Below are 18128 nucleotides of genomic sequence, written 5' to 3'. Positions count from 1 at the left end.
ATAGCTCTATTGGTTAAAGCAATCCCTTTTCCAAGTCAATTTTTTTTAGTTCTGTCACAAAAAACGACCTCGACCGGTCGCGCTGGAAAACCCATCAAAAATGGGAGTAAAAGCGCGAAAATACCGCAATAAGTTAGATGAACGTCTCAAAAAATAGACATTCAAAAACATTTCATTCTGGCACTTTTTTTTCGATGTCATGAAGCAAACGGTGAAGCATCGCCGTGTCTCTTTGCTCCAGCAGGCCCAAACGTTGCTGAACCCAATCGACCATTTTTTGGTCGTCCGCGACGTCAAGACGATGCAAAAGCGCCGTCATTCGCAAACGCAGCGCATTCAATTGCTGCCCGTCACCTGCCATGTGCTCCACCGGTGATTGCTGCATCAAAGCAGAAAGCTGGTAGCAATAAACCATCACGGCCTGGCCCAGGTTAAGCGACGGGTAATCCGCGACCATCGGCACGCCGGTTAAAACATCCGCCAGCTCCAGCTCTTCGTTAGTCAGCCCGGAATCTTCACGACCAAAAACCAGCGCCGAACATCCTACCCACTGGCGTTTCTCTTCAAGCATTGGCACCAGCTGCTGCGGCGTCGCGTAGTAGTGAAATTTCGCCCGGCTGCGGGCCGTGGTGGCGATAGCAAAATCGACATCACTCAGGGCTTCAGCGAGCGTGTCGAAGTGACGAATACCATCAAGGATATCGCCCGCGCCGTGCGCCACCCAGCGCGCAGCGGGCTGAAGATGCGCATCGCTGGCGACAATCCTCATCTCCGTAAACCCCATGGTCTTCATCGCCCGGGCAGCGGCCCCGACGTTCTCTGCTCTGGCCGGTGAAACCAGGATAATTGGCAAACGCATTGGAACTCTCTTCTAAAATTCGTTAAAACGTGCGAAGTGATGCACAAATTTGGATAATACGCATCGCAAATTTACTTTGTTGCAACATATATTGTGACAACGGCTTTCGATGGATTTATAACTTAAGCTTATGCTTTTACGTGATTATATACCATGACAATGGGGTAAATAACGGTTATATCCACTTGTTTAGCATGGTTTATTCTTCCGTAAGCGCATTACCGCCACAGGCCAGATTCAGCTTACTTTTTTAACGCTTTACGATCTTGATTATTAAAAAGTTGTGACAAAAGCTAGCATTGAGCTACGATGATTTAATGAAACTGTTAACGTGCTACAATTGAAATTGATATATGTCAACGAAGCGTAGTTTTATCAGGTGTCTAAGCAGCAGTAGCCTGTTATGTTGCTGTTAAAATGGTTAGGATAACAGCCGTTTTTGACACCGTCGGGTCCAAAGGGAACGTACCCACGACCAAGCTAATGATGTTGTTGACGTTGATGGAAAGTGCATCAAGAACGCAATTACGTACTTTAGTCATGTTAAGCCCGGCATGTTAATTTATGGCATGTAACAGGCAGGTCAGGGACTTTTGTACTTCCTGTTTCGATTTAGTTGGCAATTTTAGGTAGCAAACATGCAGACCCCGCACATTCTTATCGTCGAAGACGAATTAGTAACACGCAACACGCTTAAAAGCATTTTTGAAGCGGAAGGCTATGATGTTTTTGAAGCGACCGATGGCGCAGAGATGCATCAAATCCTTGCCGATAATGACATCAACCTCGTCATTATGGACATCAACCTGCCGGGTAAAAACGGCCTGCTGCTGGCGCGTGAATTGCGCGAACAGGCTAACGTGGCGCTGATGTTCCTGACGGGTCGTGACAACGAAGTGGACAAAATCCTCGGTCTTGAAATCGGTGCGGATGACTACATCACCAAACCTTTCAACCCGCGTGAGCTGACTATTCGTGCACGTAACCTGCTGTCCCGCACCATGAACTTAGGGGCCATCAGCGAAGAACGTCGTTCCGTTGAAAGCTACAAATTCAACGGCTGGGAGCTGGACATCAACAGCCGCTCTCTGGTTAGCCCGAACGGTGAGCAGTATAAGCTGCCGCGCAGTGAATTCCGTGCGATGCTGCACTTCTGTGAAAACCCGGGCAAAATTCAGTCTCGTGCTGAACTGCTGAAGAAAATGACCGGTCGCGAGCTGAAGCCGCATGACCGCACCGTCGATGTGACTATCCGCCGTATTCGTAAACATTTCGAATCCACGCCGGATACGCCGGAAATCATCGCCACCATCCACGGCGAAGGCTACCGTTTCTGCGGCGATCTGCAGGAATAAACGGTTAGAAATAACAAAAAGGGCCGACATATGTCGGCCCTTTTTTATTCCCGCCTTTCAGCGGGAAATGCGTTCATTCCAGTCGCGGGTAAAAACCACTTCCCCGTTGTGTTGAACCGTCATTTGTCCGCTCACGATAAAATGCGTCAGGTCACTGCGCATCTCCAGCACAATATCTGTGTCCGTCCACCAGCCTTCCCGGCCGATTTTCATGTTCTGAGTCAGTAGATAATGCGCTGAAAGCGGATCGGCATTCTGCACGGTCAGCTGACGTCTGAGACTATGATCGACGGTGGTATTGATATCGTCAAAGCGATACACGCCCTCGCCAAAAACACCGCCCACACCCTGAGTAATGCTCTGCCAGCTGTCTTTCACCACGTCATAGCGCAGCTCGCGATCGACGCGCCCCGGAGAGAGAATCGTCAGAGGCGTATTGGCCGCCGTTTCAGGGTGAGGGTTCGGGCCAGCAATCGGCTTCACTTCCCGACAAACCGGCAATTGCAGCTGGGCGCTGGCCAGATCAACGCTAAGCGTCGCGTTTTCGGCCATCGGCCAGATCATCGGCCAGAAGGTGGTCGCGAGAGAAACCCGCAGCCGGTGCCCGGCTGCAAAGCGCCAGGCGATGCCATCTAGCTGCACGGTCACATTGACCTTTTCACCGGGCACCAGCGCGACGTTCTGTTCCTGCCCCTGCAAATGACTCAGATTCACCCAGCCGTGGCTGACCCGGGTCGAAGCTCCGTCTGGCGCAACGTCTGACAGGCGGACATACAGCATTGCCGCAGGTTTATCGCTGGAAAGCGTGACGTCAAACTGCGGAAAACCGTAAATCGCCAGACTTTCACTCAGTGGCGCGCTATCGAAACTTTCTGCCAGCCCGTCGTCCATTCGCTGATCGCTCGGGCTTTCCCCCAGCACGCCAGCCCCCATCCACTCTCCGGCAAACAATCCGTGGTTCTGCACACTACGGATATCTTGTTGATATTCATTGGTTAATGGCGAAGTTCCCAGCCGACCTGGCTGCAAATGCCAGCGCTGAGGGACGGTCACCGCATCCGTATCATCCTCAATGGCAATCCACTCCCCAAAGGCCTGCGGCCGCTGCGAATCCGGCCGCTGACTGTCGTTCAGCCAGGCCTGGACGCGCGGGCCATCCAGCACGTCGTTATCGATTTGCTTCAGCCAGCGGTCCCACCAGCTCACCGCCTCCTGCAGAAAGCCGATAGCCGGCGTAGGTGAGCCATCCTGAGGATAAATATGCGCCCACGGGCCGAGGATCGCCTTACGCGGGACGTTAAGGTTATCCATCAGACGGAAAACCGCGTTGCTGTAGGAATCCGCCCAGCCGCCCACCGCCATCACCGGGCAGGTAATGGCCTGCCAGTCTTCCCCCACCGAGCCGTGCTTCCAGTAGGCATCTTTCAGCGGATGCTCCATCCACAGCGCCGGGAAGAACGGCATATTTTCAAGGCGATTCAGCCAGGCCTGATACCAGCCCTCCCCCACCAGCTCCGGGTCCTGCGGGCGACTTTGGTAGGCCAGCATAATGCCGCCCCACCACAGATTGTCATTCAGCAGGCAGCCGCCTTTATAGTGGATATCGTCGTTGTAACGATCGTCCGTCGAACATACGGTGATAATGGCTTTCAGCGCCGGCGGGCGGCGAGCCGCCAGCTGCAGGCAGTTAAACCCGCCCCAGGATTTTCCCATCATGCCCACGGCGCCGTTGCACCAGGTCTGACGGCTGATCCAGTCGATCACCTCCAGCGCATCCTCCTGCTCCTGCAGAAGATATTCATCGGCCATCAGCCCGTCGGAATCGCCGCTGCCGCGCATGTCTACCCGCAGCACGGCATAGCCATTGCCGGCGAAATAGCCGTGCATCGGCTCATCACGGGTGCGAGTTCCGTCGCGCTTGCGATAGGGAATGTACTCCAGAATAGCGGGCACCGGCTGTTGCGAAGCCGATAAAGGCAGCCACATACGCGCGGCCAGACGAGTCCCGTCTTTCAAAACAATCCACAAATGCTCCGTCACGCTCACGCTGTGAGGGAATTGCGTAATAAGAGTTTTCATGAGGCTCCTGCCATAGCATTTAACTGACGCTGACCCAGCACCTCATCCAGCCAGGAAGGGCGCATTTCCGGCACGGAAGTCAGCAGTTTTTCGGTGTAGCTGTGCATTGGGGCACTGAATACCTGCGCTGTCGGGCCCTGCGCAACGACGTTGCCCTGGTACATCACGGCAACCTGCTGGGCAATACGTTTTACCGTGCTCAGGTCGTGGGTGATGAATAAGTAAGACAGCCCCAGCTGTTCCTGCAGGTTTCGCAGCAGCTTCAGCACTTCTTCCGCTACCAGCGGGTCAAGCGCGGAGGTTGCCTCATCGCAGATAATCAGATCGGGCTTCGCGGCCAGCGCTCGCGCAATACATACCCGCTGCTTTTGGCCACCGGAAAGCGAACCAGGGTAGCGGTCAATGAGGTAATCAGGGAGTTCAGTTAGTTTCAGGAGTTCGAGAACACGTGTGCGAACCTGCTGTTTATCAAGGCCAAAATAGAACGCCACCGGGCGACCAATCGCCTCAAGCACGGTTTGCCTTGGGTTAAGCGCCACATCGGGCAACTGATAAATCATCTGAATACGCCGCAGCGTCTCTTTATCACGCTGCTGATAGCGGTTGGCCAGCGCCTTGTCGGCAAAAGTGACGCTGCCTTTGGTGTCTGTGAGCAGGCCGCAAAGCGCACGGGCCAGCGTACTCTTCCCGCTCCCGGACTCGCCGATAATGGCCATCGTTTCCCCTTTGGCAATACTGAGGGAGACGTTGTGGACGACCGTCTTACCGTTATAGCCCGTAGAGAGATTGTTTAGCGCCAGAAGCTGTCCTTCAGGTTTGCTTTCAGCATGAACCGGCGTTAAGGCGTGGGCGCGTTCGGAAACCAGCCGCTGCGTGTAGCTCTCAGCTGGGTTTTGCAGAATATCGGCCGTGCTGCCACATTCCACTTCACTTCCCTGACGCAGCACCATAATGCGGTCGGCAATCTGTGCGACAACCGCCAGATCGTGGGTGATATAAAGCGCTGCGGTATTAAACTCGCGGACCAGTTTGCGCAGCATCACCAGCACTTCGATTTGCGTGGTCACATCCAGCGCGGTGGTCGGTTCATCCAGCACGAGGACATCCGGCTTGCAGGACATCGCCATCGCCGCCATCGCCCGCTGTAGCTGCCCGCCCGAGAGCTGATGCGGATAGCGCTGGCCGATAGTTTCAGGCTCAGGGAGATCCAACGCTTTAAACAGCGTTACGGCCCAGGCCTGCGCTTCCTCCTGATTCATCAAACCGTGCCGAAGTGGCCCTTCGCAAACCTGCTTGCCGATGGTGAGCGCCGGGTTAAACGCCGCCGCCGCGCTCTGCGCCACATAGGCCACGCGCTTACCGCGAAACTCGCGCTTCTCTTTGCTGGACAGCGCCACGATATTTTTCCCGGCCACCAGCACTTCCCCCCCCGCTATCCGGCAGCCTGGTCGGGCATAGCCCAGAGCCGCAAGACCAATGGTTGATTTCCCCGCGCCGGACTCGCCAATCAGCCCCAGCACTTCGCCGGGCATCAGACTGAGAGATACGCCTTTCACCAGCGGCAGCCCCTGCTCGGTTTCAATACGTAAATCACGCATTTGTAAAATCGGTTGTGTCATGCCTCTTCTCCCAGCGAAAGGTTGTTACGCACCAGCAGCCAGTCGACCACCAGGTTGACGCCGATCGTCAGCAGGGCAATCGCCGCAGCGGGGTACAGCGGAGCAAACTGGCCAAAGTTGATGGCCTGCGCGTTGTCGCGCACCATGCTGCCCCAGTCCGCCCACGGCGGCTGAATGCCCAGCCCAAGGAAGCTAAGCCCGGCAATAAACAGGAAGGTAAAGCAGAAGCGCATGCCGAATTCCGCCAGCAGCGGCGGCATGGCGTTAGGCAGAAACTCTTTGCGGACGATCCACCACAGCCCCTCTCCACGCAGGCGCGCCGCCTCAACGTATTCAAGGCAGACGATCCCCTGCGCGACCAGGCGGGCAAGACGGAAAACGCGAGTTGCGTCTAATAACGCAATAGTTCCCACCAACACAGGAATAGATGTCCCCAGCACGGACAGGACGATCAGCGCCAGGATCAGCACCGGAATCGACATCAGCGTATCCACAATACGGGTCAGCACGACATCCACCCAGCGCCCGTAAATCGCGGCGGTAAACCCGGTAATAATGCCCACCACAAACGAAATAGCGGTGATCGCCAGCGCAATCGCAATGGTGGTTCGGGCACCAAACAGAATGCGCGACAGCATGTCACGTCCCAGGCTGTCGGTACCGAACGGCATCGAACTGGACGGCAGCATCCAGATGTCACCCACCTGTGCCGTTTCGCTGTGCGGCGCCAGCCAGGGTGCAAAAAGCGCGGCAATTAAATTGACGGCAATGATGGTCAAACCCAATATTGCCGACAGCGGCACCGTGCGAATTTTGATATTTTTCATGGCCTACCTCGCATGTCGCAGTCGTGGGTTACACCAGATAGCCAGCAGATCTGCCGTCGTATTCAGCAGGATATACGTCCCGCCAAACAGCAATCCGCAGGCCTGCACGACCGGTAAATCTCGTTTTGTCACCGCATCTACCATCAGTTGCCCGATGCCAGGATAAACAAAGACCACCTCAACCAGGATGACGCCTACCACCAGGTACGCCAGGTTAAAAGCAATCACGTTGATGATCGGCGCCAGCGCGTTAGGCAGCGCGTGGCTGAGCACAATACGCCAGCGGGAAAGCCCTTTTAGCAGCGCCGTTTCGATATAGCTGCTGGACATCACCGCGCCGACTGAAGCGCGCGTCATGCGCAGCATGTGCGCCAGCACCACCAGCACCAGCGTCAGCATTGGCAACGTGCAGGCATAGAGCCTGTCGAGAAGGCTGGCATCCGGGTCGACCAGCGCGAGGCTGGGGAACCAGGCCAGACGAATGGCAAAGAAGATTACCAGCACGTAGCCCACGAAAAACTCCGGCACCGAAATGCTCATCAGCGTCAGCGTATTCGCCAGACGGTCAAACCAGGACCCGCGCCATACCGCAGAGGCAATGCCCAGCACCACCGCTAACGGAATCGCAATCAGGGCGGCATAAGCAGCAAGGAACAGTGTGTTCGCCAGGCGAGGCAGCAGCTCTGCACCGATAGGCTGGTTATTGGCAAGCGAAGTGCCCAGGTCACCGTGCAGCACGCCAGACAACCAGTGCAGATAGCGATAAACTGCAGGCTGATCCAGACCAAGCTGCAGACGCAGCGCGGCAATGGTTTCAGGCGTGCCGTTCTGGCCCAGGATGGCGCTCGCCACGTCGCCAGGTAACAGCTCAGTGCCGACGAAGATCAGCACCGAAACCAGCCACAGCGTCAGCACGCCCAGCAATAAGCGATGAAGGATCTGTTTTTTCATTACGACTCCAGCCAGACGCGTTCAGCCAGGCGGCCACCCATAAAGTTGAACAGCGGATGAGGTTTCACGCCGCCGACTTTTTTGCTGGTGGCATCCAGATAGTCACCAAACAGCGGGATCATCGCCCCGCCGTCATCCCGGGCAATGCTTTGCAGCTCGCCATAAATTTCCGCACGTTTTTGATCGTCCAGCAGCGATCGCGCCTGGATCAGCAGGCTGTCGAACTTGTCGTTTTTCCAGTGGGTATCGTTCCATTTCGCCGTGGACTGCCAGGCGGTGGAGAACATCTGATCCGCAGTTGGACGCCCGCCCCAGTAGCCCATGCTAAACGGCGCTTTCATCCAGACGTCATCCCAGTAGCTGTCTGCCGGCTGGCGTTTGATGCTGACCTGGATCCCGGCCGCGGCGGCTTCACCCTGGAACAATGCGGCGGCGTCCAGCGCCCCGGCAAAGGCAGCATCAGATGACGACAGTTCAAGCGGCAGCGCACTCAGCCCGGCTTTTTTCAGGAAGAACTTCGCTTTGTCAGGATCGTAGGCGCGCTGCTCCAGGCTTTTATTGAAGAAGCGATCGGTTTTCGGAATGGGGTGATCGTTGCCGAGCGTGCCGTAACCCCGAAGCACGGTAGCCAGTAATTTTTCACGATCGATGCCGTATTTAATCGCCGTACGAACATCATTGTTGTTGAACGGTGCCACGCGGCAATCCATCAGGAAGGTGAAATGCTGCCCGCCGGCCGCACGCACGATGTTCAGCGCCGGACTGCGCTTCAGGAAATCAACGGTTTTAAAGTCAACGCGGTTGATGGCATGCACCTGGCCCGAGATAAGGGCGTTGGTGCGCGCGGTCGCATCGTTGATAACCAACACCTCAACGGCATCAACAAAAGCACGGTTAGGTTTCCAGTAATTCGGGTTGCGCTTGAAGTAGGAGCGCACGCCCGGCTGGTACTGATCAAAGACGAAGCCACCGGTGCCAATCGGATGTTTCCAGTCGGTAAAGCCGTCCGGCACCACTACGAGGTGGTAGTCCGCCAGCAGGAAGGGCAAGTCGGCGTTGCCGCTGTCCAGCGTCAGGGTAATTTCGTTCTCGCCGCTCTTCTTCAGCTCTTTGATAGCCGCCAGCTGCGTTTTAATGGCGCTGCGTGACTGGTCGCCACGGTGGAGATTAATCGAGTAAAGAATGTCTTCCACGGTAAGAGCCTTACCGTTGTGGAAGGTCACGCCCTGGCGCACTTTAAAGGTCCACTCCTGCGCGCCCGGCTTAGCTTCCCAGCTTTCCAGCAGTTCCGGCGTGGCCTGGTTATTCTCATCGATTTCCACCAGGCCGTTCATCAACATATACGCCTGGTTAAGCGGCACCCAGTCGCTAAAGAGCGTGGGATCCAGAGAGTCGCTGGTATTGCCGCCAGACATGCCCAGTTTCAGCACGCCACCTTTTTTAGGCGTCGCTTCGGCTGCAAAACCCGCCAGCGGCGACAGCGATAAAGCACTGCCCACGCCAATCAGCGCCGCCGTATTGATAAATGAACGGCGGCTCATGCTCACGCCTTGCAGGTATTTGTTTTCGTCTGAACGATCGTCTTTCATTTATTTTTCTCCGTTATTATTTGTTTGTCTGACCACCGGCCAGATGCCATAGCACATCTATTTATGATTTATATCAAAACAGCTAAACACTGAGGCATGAGTTTTTCGTATCAGACTATGAAAAAAATGCACGGCAGAACCACGGCAAAAAAGATAATTTCCCGTTCACGGAGTCACATCAGGAAAGAAAAAGTGGAACTACATACCCTTGTAGGTTTAATTGGCGTGTTTTGTTACCTGCTGGCATACGCGCTGGTTCAAATGCGAAGGCTATCAATAGATTCAAATGGTTACGCCTGTCTTAACATCGCAGGCTGCGTGGGCGGGCTGTATTCTCTCAGCCATGATTTTAATTTAGCGTCAGTAATATCACAGTCGATGTGGCTGGTTTTCACGCTTATAGGTATGCATACTTCTTATCGTCGCCGGGGCGAGTTAAAAAATAAAATACCGCCTCTGGATTTAGAGACAATAAATAAACCAAAGGATTAAAAGTAATGCATCGATTATTTCTCGCTACGTTACATAAGAAAACGTTATGGCTAATAAAATATGCAGATAATTTATTGATGACCCAAATAATAAAATAATCGTCTTTTGTGATTTACATCTATTTTCTGCTTATTCCACCAACGGCTGTCGCTGAAGCCAGCTCATCACATGACGAACAACCGGCTTCATATAGCGATCCTGTGGGATAAGCAGGAAACATTTACTGGCGGCCGCCAGCTTTCCAGAGTGCGCCGCAACAAGTTCACCCCGGTTAAGATAATCCTGCACTAGCCCTTCCCAGCCGAGTAATATCCCGTCGCCGCGGACCGCCGTCTCCACCAAAAACGGGTAGTTATTGGCTCGCCAGGTTTGCCGTGGCACAAAGCTCAAAACATTCTGCGAGGCAAACCAGTCGCTCCACCCGGTCCACTCCCGCTGCGGATCGTCCTGAATCAGCAGCGTGTGCTGCAGCAGCGCTTCCGCCGGGGCGTCTGAACCAATGCGTGAGAGAAACGCCGGGGAGCACATGGGGTAGCAGACTTCATCGAAGAGCGGCGTGGCGTGAAAGCCGATGGGCACGCTCCGCAGGTAAAAAATAGCCAGATCAAATTCCGATGAGCGCAGTTCGGAGAAGTTGTCGGTGATTTTCATGCGAATCTGTAAATCCGGCAGCTCACGATGTAGCGCCGAAAGGCGCGACGACAGCCAAAGCGAGCTCATAGCGCTGGTACAGGCGATGGTCACCTGTGGCAGCCCGGTCCAGCCCATCACTTCCGCCGTGGCATGCGACAGTGCAGCCAGCTGCTGCCTGACCCGCTCCGCGTAAGCTTCACCGCGTGGCGTAAGCAGCACTCGCCGCTGGGTGCGGGTAAAAAGTTTGCAGCCGAGCATCTCTTCCAGCTGCAGGATTTGCCGGCTGGTGGCGCTTTGCGTCAGGTTAAGCTCTTCCGCCGCACGAGAAATGTTGCCATAGCGGGCCACACATTCGAAGGCGATAAGGGTATTAAGGGGCGGTAGAGGCTCGATCTGCATCAAAGAAGCCTTAAAAGGCAACGGCACGGTCATAACACACTAATAAGGAAGGTAAGAACTGACAAGCCTGATGCATCAGAAATACATCAGGCTTCTCATGCCGGTCACGCGTGGGCGCATCCGTTCAACGGCAGGAGAGACGATTATTTACTCCACGGAATAATCGGCACCGCGCTGATGGCGTTCTTCGGCGAACCTTCAACAACGCGGTCAGAGTAGGCAAGATAGGCCAGCGCATTACGCTTCGCATCATAGAAACGCACCACTTGCAGCTTTTTAAACACCAGCGACGTTCGCTTCTGGAAGACGACATCCCCCTGTGCTTTACCCGCTTTTATCTTGTCGCTGAGTTCAACCGGGCCTACCTGCTGGCAGGAAATTGCCGCATCAGACGTGTCTTCCGCTAATCCGAGGCCGCCCTTAATGCCCCCGGTTTTTGCACGGCTGATATAACAAGTCACATTCTTCACATCAGGATCGTCAAATGCTTCGACTACAATCTTGTGATCGGGGCCAAAGACTTTAAACACGGTATCCACCGATCCGATCTGCTCCGCGCTCGCGCCGTAGCTCACGGCCAGAAGCGCACTGCAAAGTGCTAAAGCTTTATATTTCATATTGTTACCATTGTTTAAAAATTACCCTACGGGACTATTCAACAATCGGACAAAAAGTCGTTGAATATCACATTATTAGCAAAACCTGCCTCCATAATCGGCAAATTTGGCACAACTTGTTAAATAAAAACGGTGAATGCATAAAGTACAAAAATGCTATCATCCGCTACCTTAGTAAACAGGCATTCGCTTGTATGGATGAGGATATTTTATGGATCAGGCTGGGATCATTCGCGATCTTCTTAGCTGGCTGGAGGGCCACCTCGACCAGCCTCTCGCCCTTGATAATGTGGCGGCAAAGGCAGGTTATTCCAAGTGGCATTTACAACGGATGTTTAAAGAGGTTACCGGGCACGCAATTGGTGCCTATATTCGCGCCCGCCGACTCTCCAAATCCGCCGTTGCTCTGCGCCTGACTGCGCGCCCTATTCTGGACATTGCGCTTCAGTACCGATTTGACTCGCAGCAGACGTTTACCCGTGCGTTTAAAAAGCAGTTTGCTCAAACACCGGCGCTCTATCGTCGCTCGCCGGACTGGAGCGCTTTTGGCATGCGCCCGCCGCTGCGTCTCGGCGAATTTACGCCACCGCAGGCCCACTTCATCACGATGCCGGAAACGCATCTGGTTGGGGTGACGCAAAGCTACAGCTGCACGCTGGAACAAATCTCCGACTTCCGCAATGAGATGCGCATCCAGTTCTGGACACAGTTCCTCGGCAACTCACCGACGATTCCGCGAGTGCTGTACGGCCTGCATGAACCTCGTCCAAGCTCGGAAAAAGACGATGAGCAGGAAGTCTTCTACACCACGGCGCTTACGCCTGAGCTGGCGAATGGTTTCCTGCCGGACTCGCATCCGGTGGTGCTGGAAGGGGGGGATTATGTACAGTTTAACTATGAAGGGCTGGGCACCGGGCTGCAGGACTTTATCCTGACGGTTTATGGCACCTGTATGCCATCGCTCAACCTGACCCGTCGTAAAGGTCAGGACATCGAACGTTTCTATCCTCAGGATGAAACGCGGGAACAGGATGTGCCGATGCATATCCGCTGTGAATACCTGATCCCGGTTCGTCGTTAACGCTGGATCTCATCCAGAGCAGGAGCATCAAGATGCGAGATGTCTCCTGCTGTTTCAACCACCCACCCAGACGCCAGCCACGGGCTGTGCTGATAATCCACACGGGAAATCGAACAGTTGCGCAGACGCAAGCGACGTTCAGCCCATGCCGGTAAGCCAAGAATCGTACTCACCAACCCACCCAGCGCCATACCATGACTCACCAGCAATGGTCGGCTTCCGGCCGGCAGTTCCCGGCAGGCGTTCAGGGCTTCGTGCATACGGTTGCTCAGCTCCAGCATGCTTTCGCCTTCAGGAATACGCCCGTCCGGGGTGCCGTCCACCAGGCGACGTCGCCAGCTCTCTTCCTCTTCGGTCAGAGAGTCCATTTTACGGCGTTCAAGCACGCCCATGTTGAGCTCACGCAGGCGCGAATCCAGGATAATCTCGCAGCCGCAGGCTTCGGCGATTATCTCTGCGGTGCGGCGAGTACGGCCTAAATCGCTGCTGATGATGTGGGTGATGCCAAGGGCTCTGGCTCGTTCGGCCACTTGCCAGGCCTGACGTTCTCCGTTTTCAGTCAGCGCGCTGTCTGACTGCCCCTGAATGCGGCGCTCAGCATTCCACTGCGTTTCGCCATGACGAACAAGGTATACCTGTAACATGCGTTTTTTCCGTTATACTCCGGTCACGAAATATCGAGAGTTCTGACTTATTATGAACCATGTCGTAGCTGCAACAACCAATCCCGCCAAAATTCAGGCGATTCTGCAGGCGTTTAGCGAGATTTATGGTGAAGGATCCTGCCATATTGAGCCCGTGGTCGTCGATAGTGGCGTGCCGGAGCAGCCCAACGGCTGTCAGGAAACGCGAACTGGCGCACGGTGCCGGGTAGCAAATGCCCGGGAGATCAGACCAGATGCCGACTTTTGGGTCGCCATTGAGGCCGGAATCGATGAAGGTAGCACCTTCAGCTGGGTGGTGATTGAGAACCGTCAGCAGCGCGGTGAAGCCCGTTCCGCTACCCTGCCATTGCCGGAAATTATTCTGCAGAAAGTCAGCGCCGGAAACGCCCTGGGGCCGGTGATGTCGGACTATACGGGTATCGATCAGATTGGGCGTAAAGAGGGAGCGATTGGGGTGTTCACCGCCGGAAAGCTCACGCGGAGCAGCGTTTACCATCAGGCGGTGATTCTGGCGCTAAGCCCGTTTCATAACGAGATTTACGGCCGGTAGCGCATTAGCGGGTTGGCTTTCCGCCCTGCAGCAGCTCTTTTTCAAGCCATTCACGCAGCTCGGTCGGCGCGGCCTTCAGGCTGTTGGAGCCGCGGGTAATGGTTGCAATACCCGCGCCCAGTTCGTTCTTCAGCTCACGCTGGCTAAGCTCACCGCGCAGTAACTCTTCGATTATCCGTACCCGCGTACCTAACGCAGTACGTTCATCCGGCGTTAGCAGCAGCGTCAGCAAAGGCATGTGAAGCTCCTGCCCAAAAGCTTGCTGCAACAGCCCCACAAAGCGGAGCCACTCTTTATTACTTTGTTCGGCCTGTTCTGCCGAATACTGAGAGAGCTGAGTCATGTCAGGCCACCATACTCTTTAACTAGTACGGCAGCATAACATACTCTTCGCGCAATCAGTAACGTCGCTGCCATTCGCTGTCCGACAGGATTTTGTCAGGCTGCCCCATGAAATAGCGATAATAGGCATCGTAGGCCAGCACGTTTTTCACATAGCCGCGCGTCTCTGAGAACGGAATACTTTCCACGAACGCGATGGCGTCAATCCGCCCTGCGCTGTTCCCAAGCCAGGTCCGCACGCGCCCTGGCCCGGCGTTATAGGCGGCGGAAGCAAAGATACGGTTGTTCTCAAACTGCTGGAACACGTACTGCAGGTAGCTGGTACCGATATTGATGTTGGTGTCCGGATCCAGAAGCTGCACCGGACTGCTGTAGCCTGGAATGCTGAACATCTTCACAGTATGGGTAGCGGTGCCCGGCATGATTTGCATCAGGCCGCTTGCCCCCACTGGAGAGCGTACCTTCGGATTCCAGGCACTTTCCTGGCGGGCAATCGCCATGGCATAACTTTGTGGCACAGTTTTGCCGCTCACGTAGCGGGCAAAGGTGCCTTTATAAGCCAGCGGGAAGCGCTCTTCCAGGTTATCCCACAGCTTGCCGGCAATCGTTGCCTGCACGCTAAGATCCCACCAGTCCTGCTCAAATGCATAGCGCGCCAGCCCGGCTTGCTCCTGCTTGCTGCGGCTGGTGACCAGATTAGCCCATTCACTACGCGCCGTGTTGTCCATATTCCAGTACATCAGCTCGCGGACGCGGGCCATTTCAGGCCCCTGTACCAGCTCCGGGTTCACAGGTTCAGCTTTATCCACGCGCAGGGGATACTCTTCCCCAAGCCGCTGTGCGGCGACCATCGGGTAAAAACCTCGCTGCTGCATCAGGGCACGAAGTATGCCTTTCGCTTCGTCTTCACGCCCCCGCTCAAGCAGTAAATCAGCCTGCCAGTAGCGCCATTCGTCTTTCTCTTTGGCTTCCATCGGCAAACGCGCCAGCCAGGTATTCAGTCCTGTACGGTCTCCGGCACCCAGCGCCATGCGCACACGCCGCTCAATCAACGAGGTAGACTGGGAGCGCATAATAGCGTCATCCCGCCAGCGAGCCTGTTCATCCGTCACGTCGCTGCCCATCAATCGCCAGGCCACAACGTCACGCAATTCCTGCACCTGCTCCTCGGTCAGCTTCTGCGCCTGGGCCAAGGAAGGAATCATCAGACGCGCATTTTCTACATCCTGACGGGCAACGCTTGCAAAGGCGATAGCGGCCGCCTGACGAGTGAAATCCGTTGCGCCCACCGTATTGGCGAAGGTCAGCACCGTGCTGGGGTTATTTTGCAGGCTGACCAGGGCACTGGAAATGGTCTGATATTCCGCTGGCATCTGGTTCGCAAGCGCGTTCACCAGCGAGGTATTCCCCTCTTTCATCGCCAAGCGGATGCGCTCAAGGTAAGCCAGCGGATCCTGCGTGCCAGAGGCCCGCCACGCCGAAAACAGAGCATCACAGCTCGATGGCTGGCTCTTTCCCGTCAGCCAAAGTTCTTTCGCACCGGCCCAGGCGGCATCCGCTTGCCCGGTATTCCACTTGGCATAGTAGTAATTACATTTTGCTTCGTTAGTGGCTGGCGGCTCGGGGCTAAAGGCCAGCAGACCTCGCCAGTCCTGGCGCCTTGCCAGCTCGTTAACAAAGCGGGAGCTTAGGGTGCGCGCCGGAGGCAGGGTTGGATTCGCCTGGATAAACTGGGTCACCGCGACGGTCGGCTCGTTCATCAGGTCGTCGGTGAGCTGACGGTATTCGAGATAAGGATAAAGGGGATAGGTTTGCAGCGTGGGCATCAGCTGCTGCACCACGTCCATTTGCTTGTTATCCCAGGCTTGTTTGATTTGCGCGTAACGGTTGCGCTGCTCATCGAGAGAATCCGCACGTACCGCGCCGTTTAACATCACCAGGCTAACGCCTGCGGCAAGCAACTGCCATACGACTTGTTTGGCTTTTACCACACCTTCTCCTCATTATTTTGCTGACGGCATCATGCCTGCGCTGCAATAAGCGAATGCATTCATGCTAACCAGGGGAGACACAATACGCCACGTCCGGGAGGGATATTTTGGTCATTAAACGTATAAAGGCGCCATGCGCGGCAGAAGCACGATACCCCGCTGGGATTAGACCGTGAAAACCGCTACACTTCGCCTTTGTTATGTACCATCTTACATCACGATAAAAGAGGCAAAGTCGCACTGTGGCTCAATTCGTTTATACCATGCATCGTGTCGGCAAAGTTGTCCCGCCGAAACGACATATTCTGAAAAATATTTCGCTCAGCTTCTTCCCTGGCGCCAAAATCGGCGTGCTGGGTCTGAACGGTGCCGGTAAATCCACCCTGCTGCGCATCATGGCCGGCATCGATACCGATATCGAAGGCGAAGCCCGTCCTCAACCTGGCATCAAGATCGGCTACCTTCCGCAGGAACCTAAGCTGAACCCGGAACACACCGTACGTGAGTCCGTAGAAGAAGCCGTTTCCGAAGTGGTTAACGCGCTGAAAGGCCTGGACGAAGTCTACGCCAAGTACGCCGAGCCGGACGCGGACTTCGACAAGCTGGCCGCGCAGCAAGGCAAGTATGAAGAAATTATCCAGGCGCACGACGGCCATAACCTGAACGTGCAGCTGGAGCGCGCCGCTGATGCCCTGCGCCTGCCGGACTGGGATGCAAAAATCGAGAAGCTGTCCGGGGGTGAACGTCGCCGCGTTGCGCTGTGCCGCCTGCTGCTGGAAAAACCAGACATGTTGCTGCTCGACGAACCAACCAACCACCTGGATGCAGAATCCGTGGCGTGGCTGGAACGCTTCCTGCACGACTTCGAAGGGACCGTTGTGGCGATCACCCACGACCGTTACTTCCTCGACAACGTCGCCGGCTGGATCCTCGAGCTTGACCGTGGGGAAGGTATTCCATGGGAAGGCAACTACTCCTCCTGGCTGGAGCAGAAAGACCAGCGTCTGGCGCAGGAAGCCTCAACGGAAGCCGCTCGCCGCAAATCCATTGAGAAAGAGCTGGAGTGGGTTCGTCAGGGCGCTAAAGGCCGTCAGTCTAAGGGCAAGGCCCGTCTGGCACGCTTCGAAGAGTTGAACAACACCGAATACCAGAAACGTAACGAAACCAACGAACTGTTTATTCCACCTGGCGCACGCCTGGGGGATAAAGTGGTGGAAGTTAGTAACCTGCGTAAATCCTACGGCGACCGCCTGCTGATTGACGATCTGAGCTTCTCCGTACCGAAAGGCGCTATCGTCGGCATCATCGGTCCGAACGGCGCGGGTAAATCCACCCTGTTCCGCATGATGTCCGGTCAGGAACAGCCTGACAGCGGTTCTATCACCCTCGGTGAAACCGTGAAGCTGGCCTCCGTGGACCAGTTCCGTGACGCTATGGACAACAGCAAAACCGTGTGGGAAGAAGTTTCCGGCGGCCAGGACATTATGCGTATCGGTAACACCGAAATGCCAAGCCGTGCCTACGTCGGCCGCTTTAACTTCAAAGGCGTCGACCAGGGCAAACGCGTGGGCGAGCTGTCCGGCGGTGAGCGTGGTCGTCTGCACCTGGCGAAACTGCTGCAGGTTGGCGGTAACGTTCTGTTGCTCGATGAACCAACCAACGACCTGGATATCGAAACCCTGCGCGCGCTGGAAAACGCCCTGCTGGAGTTCCCGGGATGTGCGATGGTTATCTCGCACGACCGCTGGTTCCTTGACCGTATCGCGACCCACATTCTGGACTACCAGGATGAAGGTAAAGTCGAATTCTTCGAAGGTAACTTTACCGAATACGAAGAGTACAAGAAGCGTACCCTGGGTTCAGATGCTCTGGAGCCAAAACGCATCAAGTACAAGCGCGTTACCAAGTAAATGCAAAAGGCACCTTCACGGTGCCTTTTTTATGGCTAGCTCCCGGTCCATGGGGGCTGTTTCTTAGTTACACGTTTCTTGCAAATCCCTCGTGAGATATCTTTCTCTCCGTAGTTATTCCGTTCACCCATAGATCTGTTTCCCCTGCATGTTCCGAACACGGTGAACG

17 protein-coding genes are annotated in these 18128 nt (G+C 55.3%); 5 read left to right on the top strand and 12 right to left on the bottom strand.

Annotated features, from left to right (window positions below; translation table 11 throughout):
• Nucleotides 1-172 precede the first annotated feature (172 nt).
• Nucleotides 173-859 carry a tRNA/rRNA methyltransferase gene (locus tag CNE01S_RS03555; RefSeq protein WP_061273512.1) on the bottom strand — a complete coding sequence of 229 codons (687 nt, stop codon included), beginning with the start codon at nucleotides 857-859 and terminating at the stop codon, nucleotides 173-175.
• A gap of 401 nt (nucleotides 860-1260) precedes the next feature.
• The gene (gene yjjY, locus CNE01S_RS25165) at nucleotides 1261-1401 is read right to left on the bottom strand and encodes a YjjY family protein (RefSeq protein WP_001541509.1); all 141 of its coding nucleotides are present in this window, start codon (nucleotides 1399-1401) and stop codon (nucleotides 1261-1263) included.
• Between the two features lie 96 nt (nucleotides 1402-1497).
• On the opposite strand from yjjY, the gene arcA reads away from it, so the two are divergent.
• Nucleotides 1498-2214, top strand: a complete 717-nt coding sequence (gene arcA / locus CNE01S_RS03550) for a two-component system response regulator ArcA (protein ID WP_008461663.1) — start codon at nucleotides 1498-1500, stop codon at nucleotides 2212-2214.
• Between the two features lie 57 nt (nucleotides 2215-2271).
• Here the strand turns inward: arcA and CNE01S_RS03545 are convergent, their stop codons facing one another.
• From CNE01S_RS03545 to CNE01S_RS03525, 5 genes are read right to left on the bottom strand one after another with little or no spacing between them, the layout of a single operon-like run.
• The gene (locus tag CNE01S_RS03545; RefSeq protein ID WP_061273510.1) at nucleotides 2272-4293 is read right to left on the bottom strand and encodes a CocE/NonD family hydrolase; all 2022 of its coding nucleotides are present in this window, start codon (nucleotides 4291-4293) and stop codon (nucleotides 2272-2274) included.
• Entirely contained in the window at nucleotides 4290-5912 is a 1623-nt protein-coding gene (locus tag CNE01S_RS03540; RefSeq protein WP_061273508.1) for an ABC transporter ATP-binding protein, read from the bottom strand. Before CNE01S_RS03540 ends, CNE01S_RS03545 begins: the two co-directional genes overlap by 4 nt.
• On the bottom strand, nucleotides 5909-6739 hold the full coding sequence (locus tag CNE01S_RS03535; protein ID WP_061273506.1) for an ABC transporter permease: 831 nt from the start codon (nucleotides 6737-6739) through the stop codon (nucleotides 5909-5911). The genes CNE01S_RS03540 and CNE01S_RS03535 overlap by 4 nt, the downstream gene beginning before the upstream one ends.
• A 3-nt stretch (nucleotides 6740-6742) precedes the next feature.
• Nucleotides 6743-7690 (bottom strand): ABC transporter permease, encoded by a 948-nt coding sequence (locus tag CNE01S_RS03530; RefSeq protein WP_061273504.1) that lies wholly within the window; start codon nucleotides 7688-7690, stop codon nucleotides 6743-6745.
• Nucleotides 7690-9279 carry an ABC transporter substrate-binding protein gene (locus tag CNE01S_RS03525; RefSeq protein ID WP_061273502.1) on the bottom strand — a complete coding sequence of 530 codons (1590 nt, stop codon included), beginning with the start codon at nucleotides 9277-9279 and terminating at the stop codon, nucleotides 7690-7692. Before CNE01S_RS03525 ends, CNE01S_RS03530 begins: the two co-directional genes overlap by 1 nt.
• A gap of 192 nt (nucleotides 9280-9471) precedes the next feature.
• Between CNE01S_RS03525 and CNE01S_RS24275 the strand changes: the two genes are divergently transcribed.
• On the top strand, nucleotides 9472-9771 hold the full coding sequence (locus CNE01S_RS24275; protein WP_072279094.1) for a CBU_0592 family membrane protein: 300 nt from the start codon (nucleotides 9472-9474) through the stop codon (nucleotides 9769-9771).
• Nucleotides 9772-9900: 129 nt separating this feature from the next.
• Here the strand turns inward: CNE01S_RS24275 and CNE01S_RS03520 are convergent, their stop codons facing one another.
• Nucleotides 9901-10803 (bottom strand): LysR substrate-binding domain-containing protein, encoded by a 903-nt coding sequence (locus tag CNE01S_RS03520; RefSeq protein ID WP_061273741.1) that lies wholly within the window; start codon nucleotides 10801-10803, stop codon nucleotides 9901-9903.
• Between the two features lie 143 nt (nucleotides 10804-10946).
• On the bottom strand, nucleotides 10947-11420 hold the full coding sequence (creA, locus tag CNE01S_RS03515) for a protein CreA (RefSeq protein WP_008460116.1): 474 nt from the start codon (nucleotides 11418-11420) through the stop codon (nucleotides 10947-10949).
• A gap of 211 nt (nucleotides 11421-11631) precedes the next feature.
• Here creA and robA point away from each other — a divergent pair, with 211 nt between their 5' ends.
• Nucleotides 11632-12501: an MDR efflux pump AcrAB transcriptional activator RobA gene (gene robA, locus CNE01S_RS03510; protein ID WP_061273500.1), complete on the top strand. Its 870-nt coding sequence runs from the start codon at nucleotides 11632-11634 to the stop codon at nucleotides 12499-12501.
• Here the strand turns inward: robA and gpmB are convergent.
• Nucleotides 12498-13145, bottom strand: coding sequence for a 2,3-diphosphoglycerate-dependent phosphoglycerate mutase GpmB (gene gpmB / locus CNE01S_RS03505; RefSeq protein WP_061273498.1), 648 nt, complete (start codon nucleotides 13143-13145; stop codon nucleotides 12498-12500). The genes robA and gpmB overlap by 4 nt on opposite strands.
• A gap of 52 nt (nucleotides 13146-13197) precedes the next feature.
• On the opposite strand from gpmB, the gene yjjX reads away from it, so the two are divergent.
• Nucleotides 13198-13716 (top strand): inosine/xanthosine triphosphatase, encoded by a 519-nt coding sequence (gene yjjX / locus CNE01S_RS03500; RefSeq protein ID WP_061273496.1) that lies wholly within the window; start codon nucleotides 13198-13200, stop codon nucleotides 13714-13716.
• Between the two features lie 4 nt (nucleotides 13717-13720).
• Here the strand turns inward: yjjX and trpR are convergent, their stop codons facing one another.
• Both trpR and sltY read right to left on the bottom strand, forming a co-directional pair.
• Nucleotides 13721-14059: a trp operon repressor gene (gene trpR, locus CNE01S_RS03495; RefSeq protein WP_061273494.1), complete on the bottom strand. Its 339-nt coding sequence runs from the start codon at nucleotides 14057-14059 to the stop codon at nucleotides 13721-13723.
• A 55-nt stretch (nucleotides 14060-14114) separates the two neighbouring features.
• Nucleotides 14115-16049: a murein transglycosylase gene (gene sltY, locus CNE01S_RS03490; RefSeq protein WP_061273492.1), complete on the bottom strand. Its 1935-nt coding sequence runs from the start codon at nucleotides 16047-16049 to the stop codon at nucleotides 14115-14117.
• A 242-nt stretch (nucleotides 16050-16291) separates the two neighbouring features.
• On the opposite strand from sltY, the gene ettA reads away from it, so the two are divergent.
• A complete protein-coding gene (gene ettA, locus CNE01S_RS03485; RefSeq protein WP_045781279.1) occupies nucleotides 16292-17959 on the top strand; it encodes an energy-dependent translational throttle protein EttA in 1668 nt (555 codons plus the stop codon).
• Nucleotides 17960-18128: the final 169 nt, after the last annotated feature.

It is taken from the genome of Cedecea neteri NBRC 105707 = ATCC 33855, from assembly GCF_001571265.1.
GTDB classification, from domain to species: domain Bacteria; phylum Pseudomonadota; class Gammaproteobacteria; order Enterobacterales; family Enterobacteriaceae; genus Cedecea; species Cedecea neteri.
Note: the sequence above shows the minus strand (reverse complement) of the source record. Positions and strands in the feature narration are given on the sequence as shown.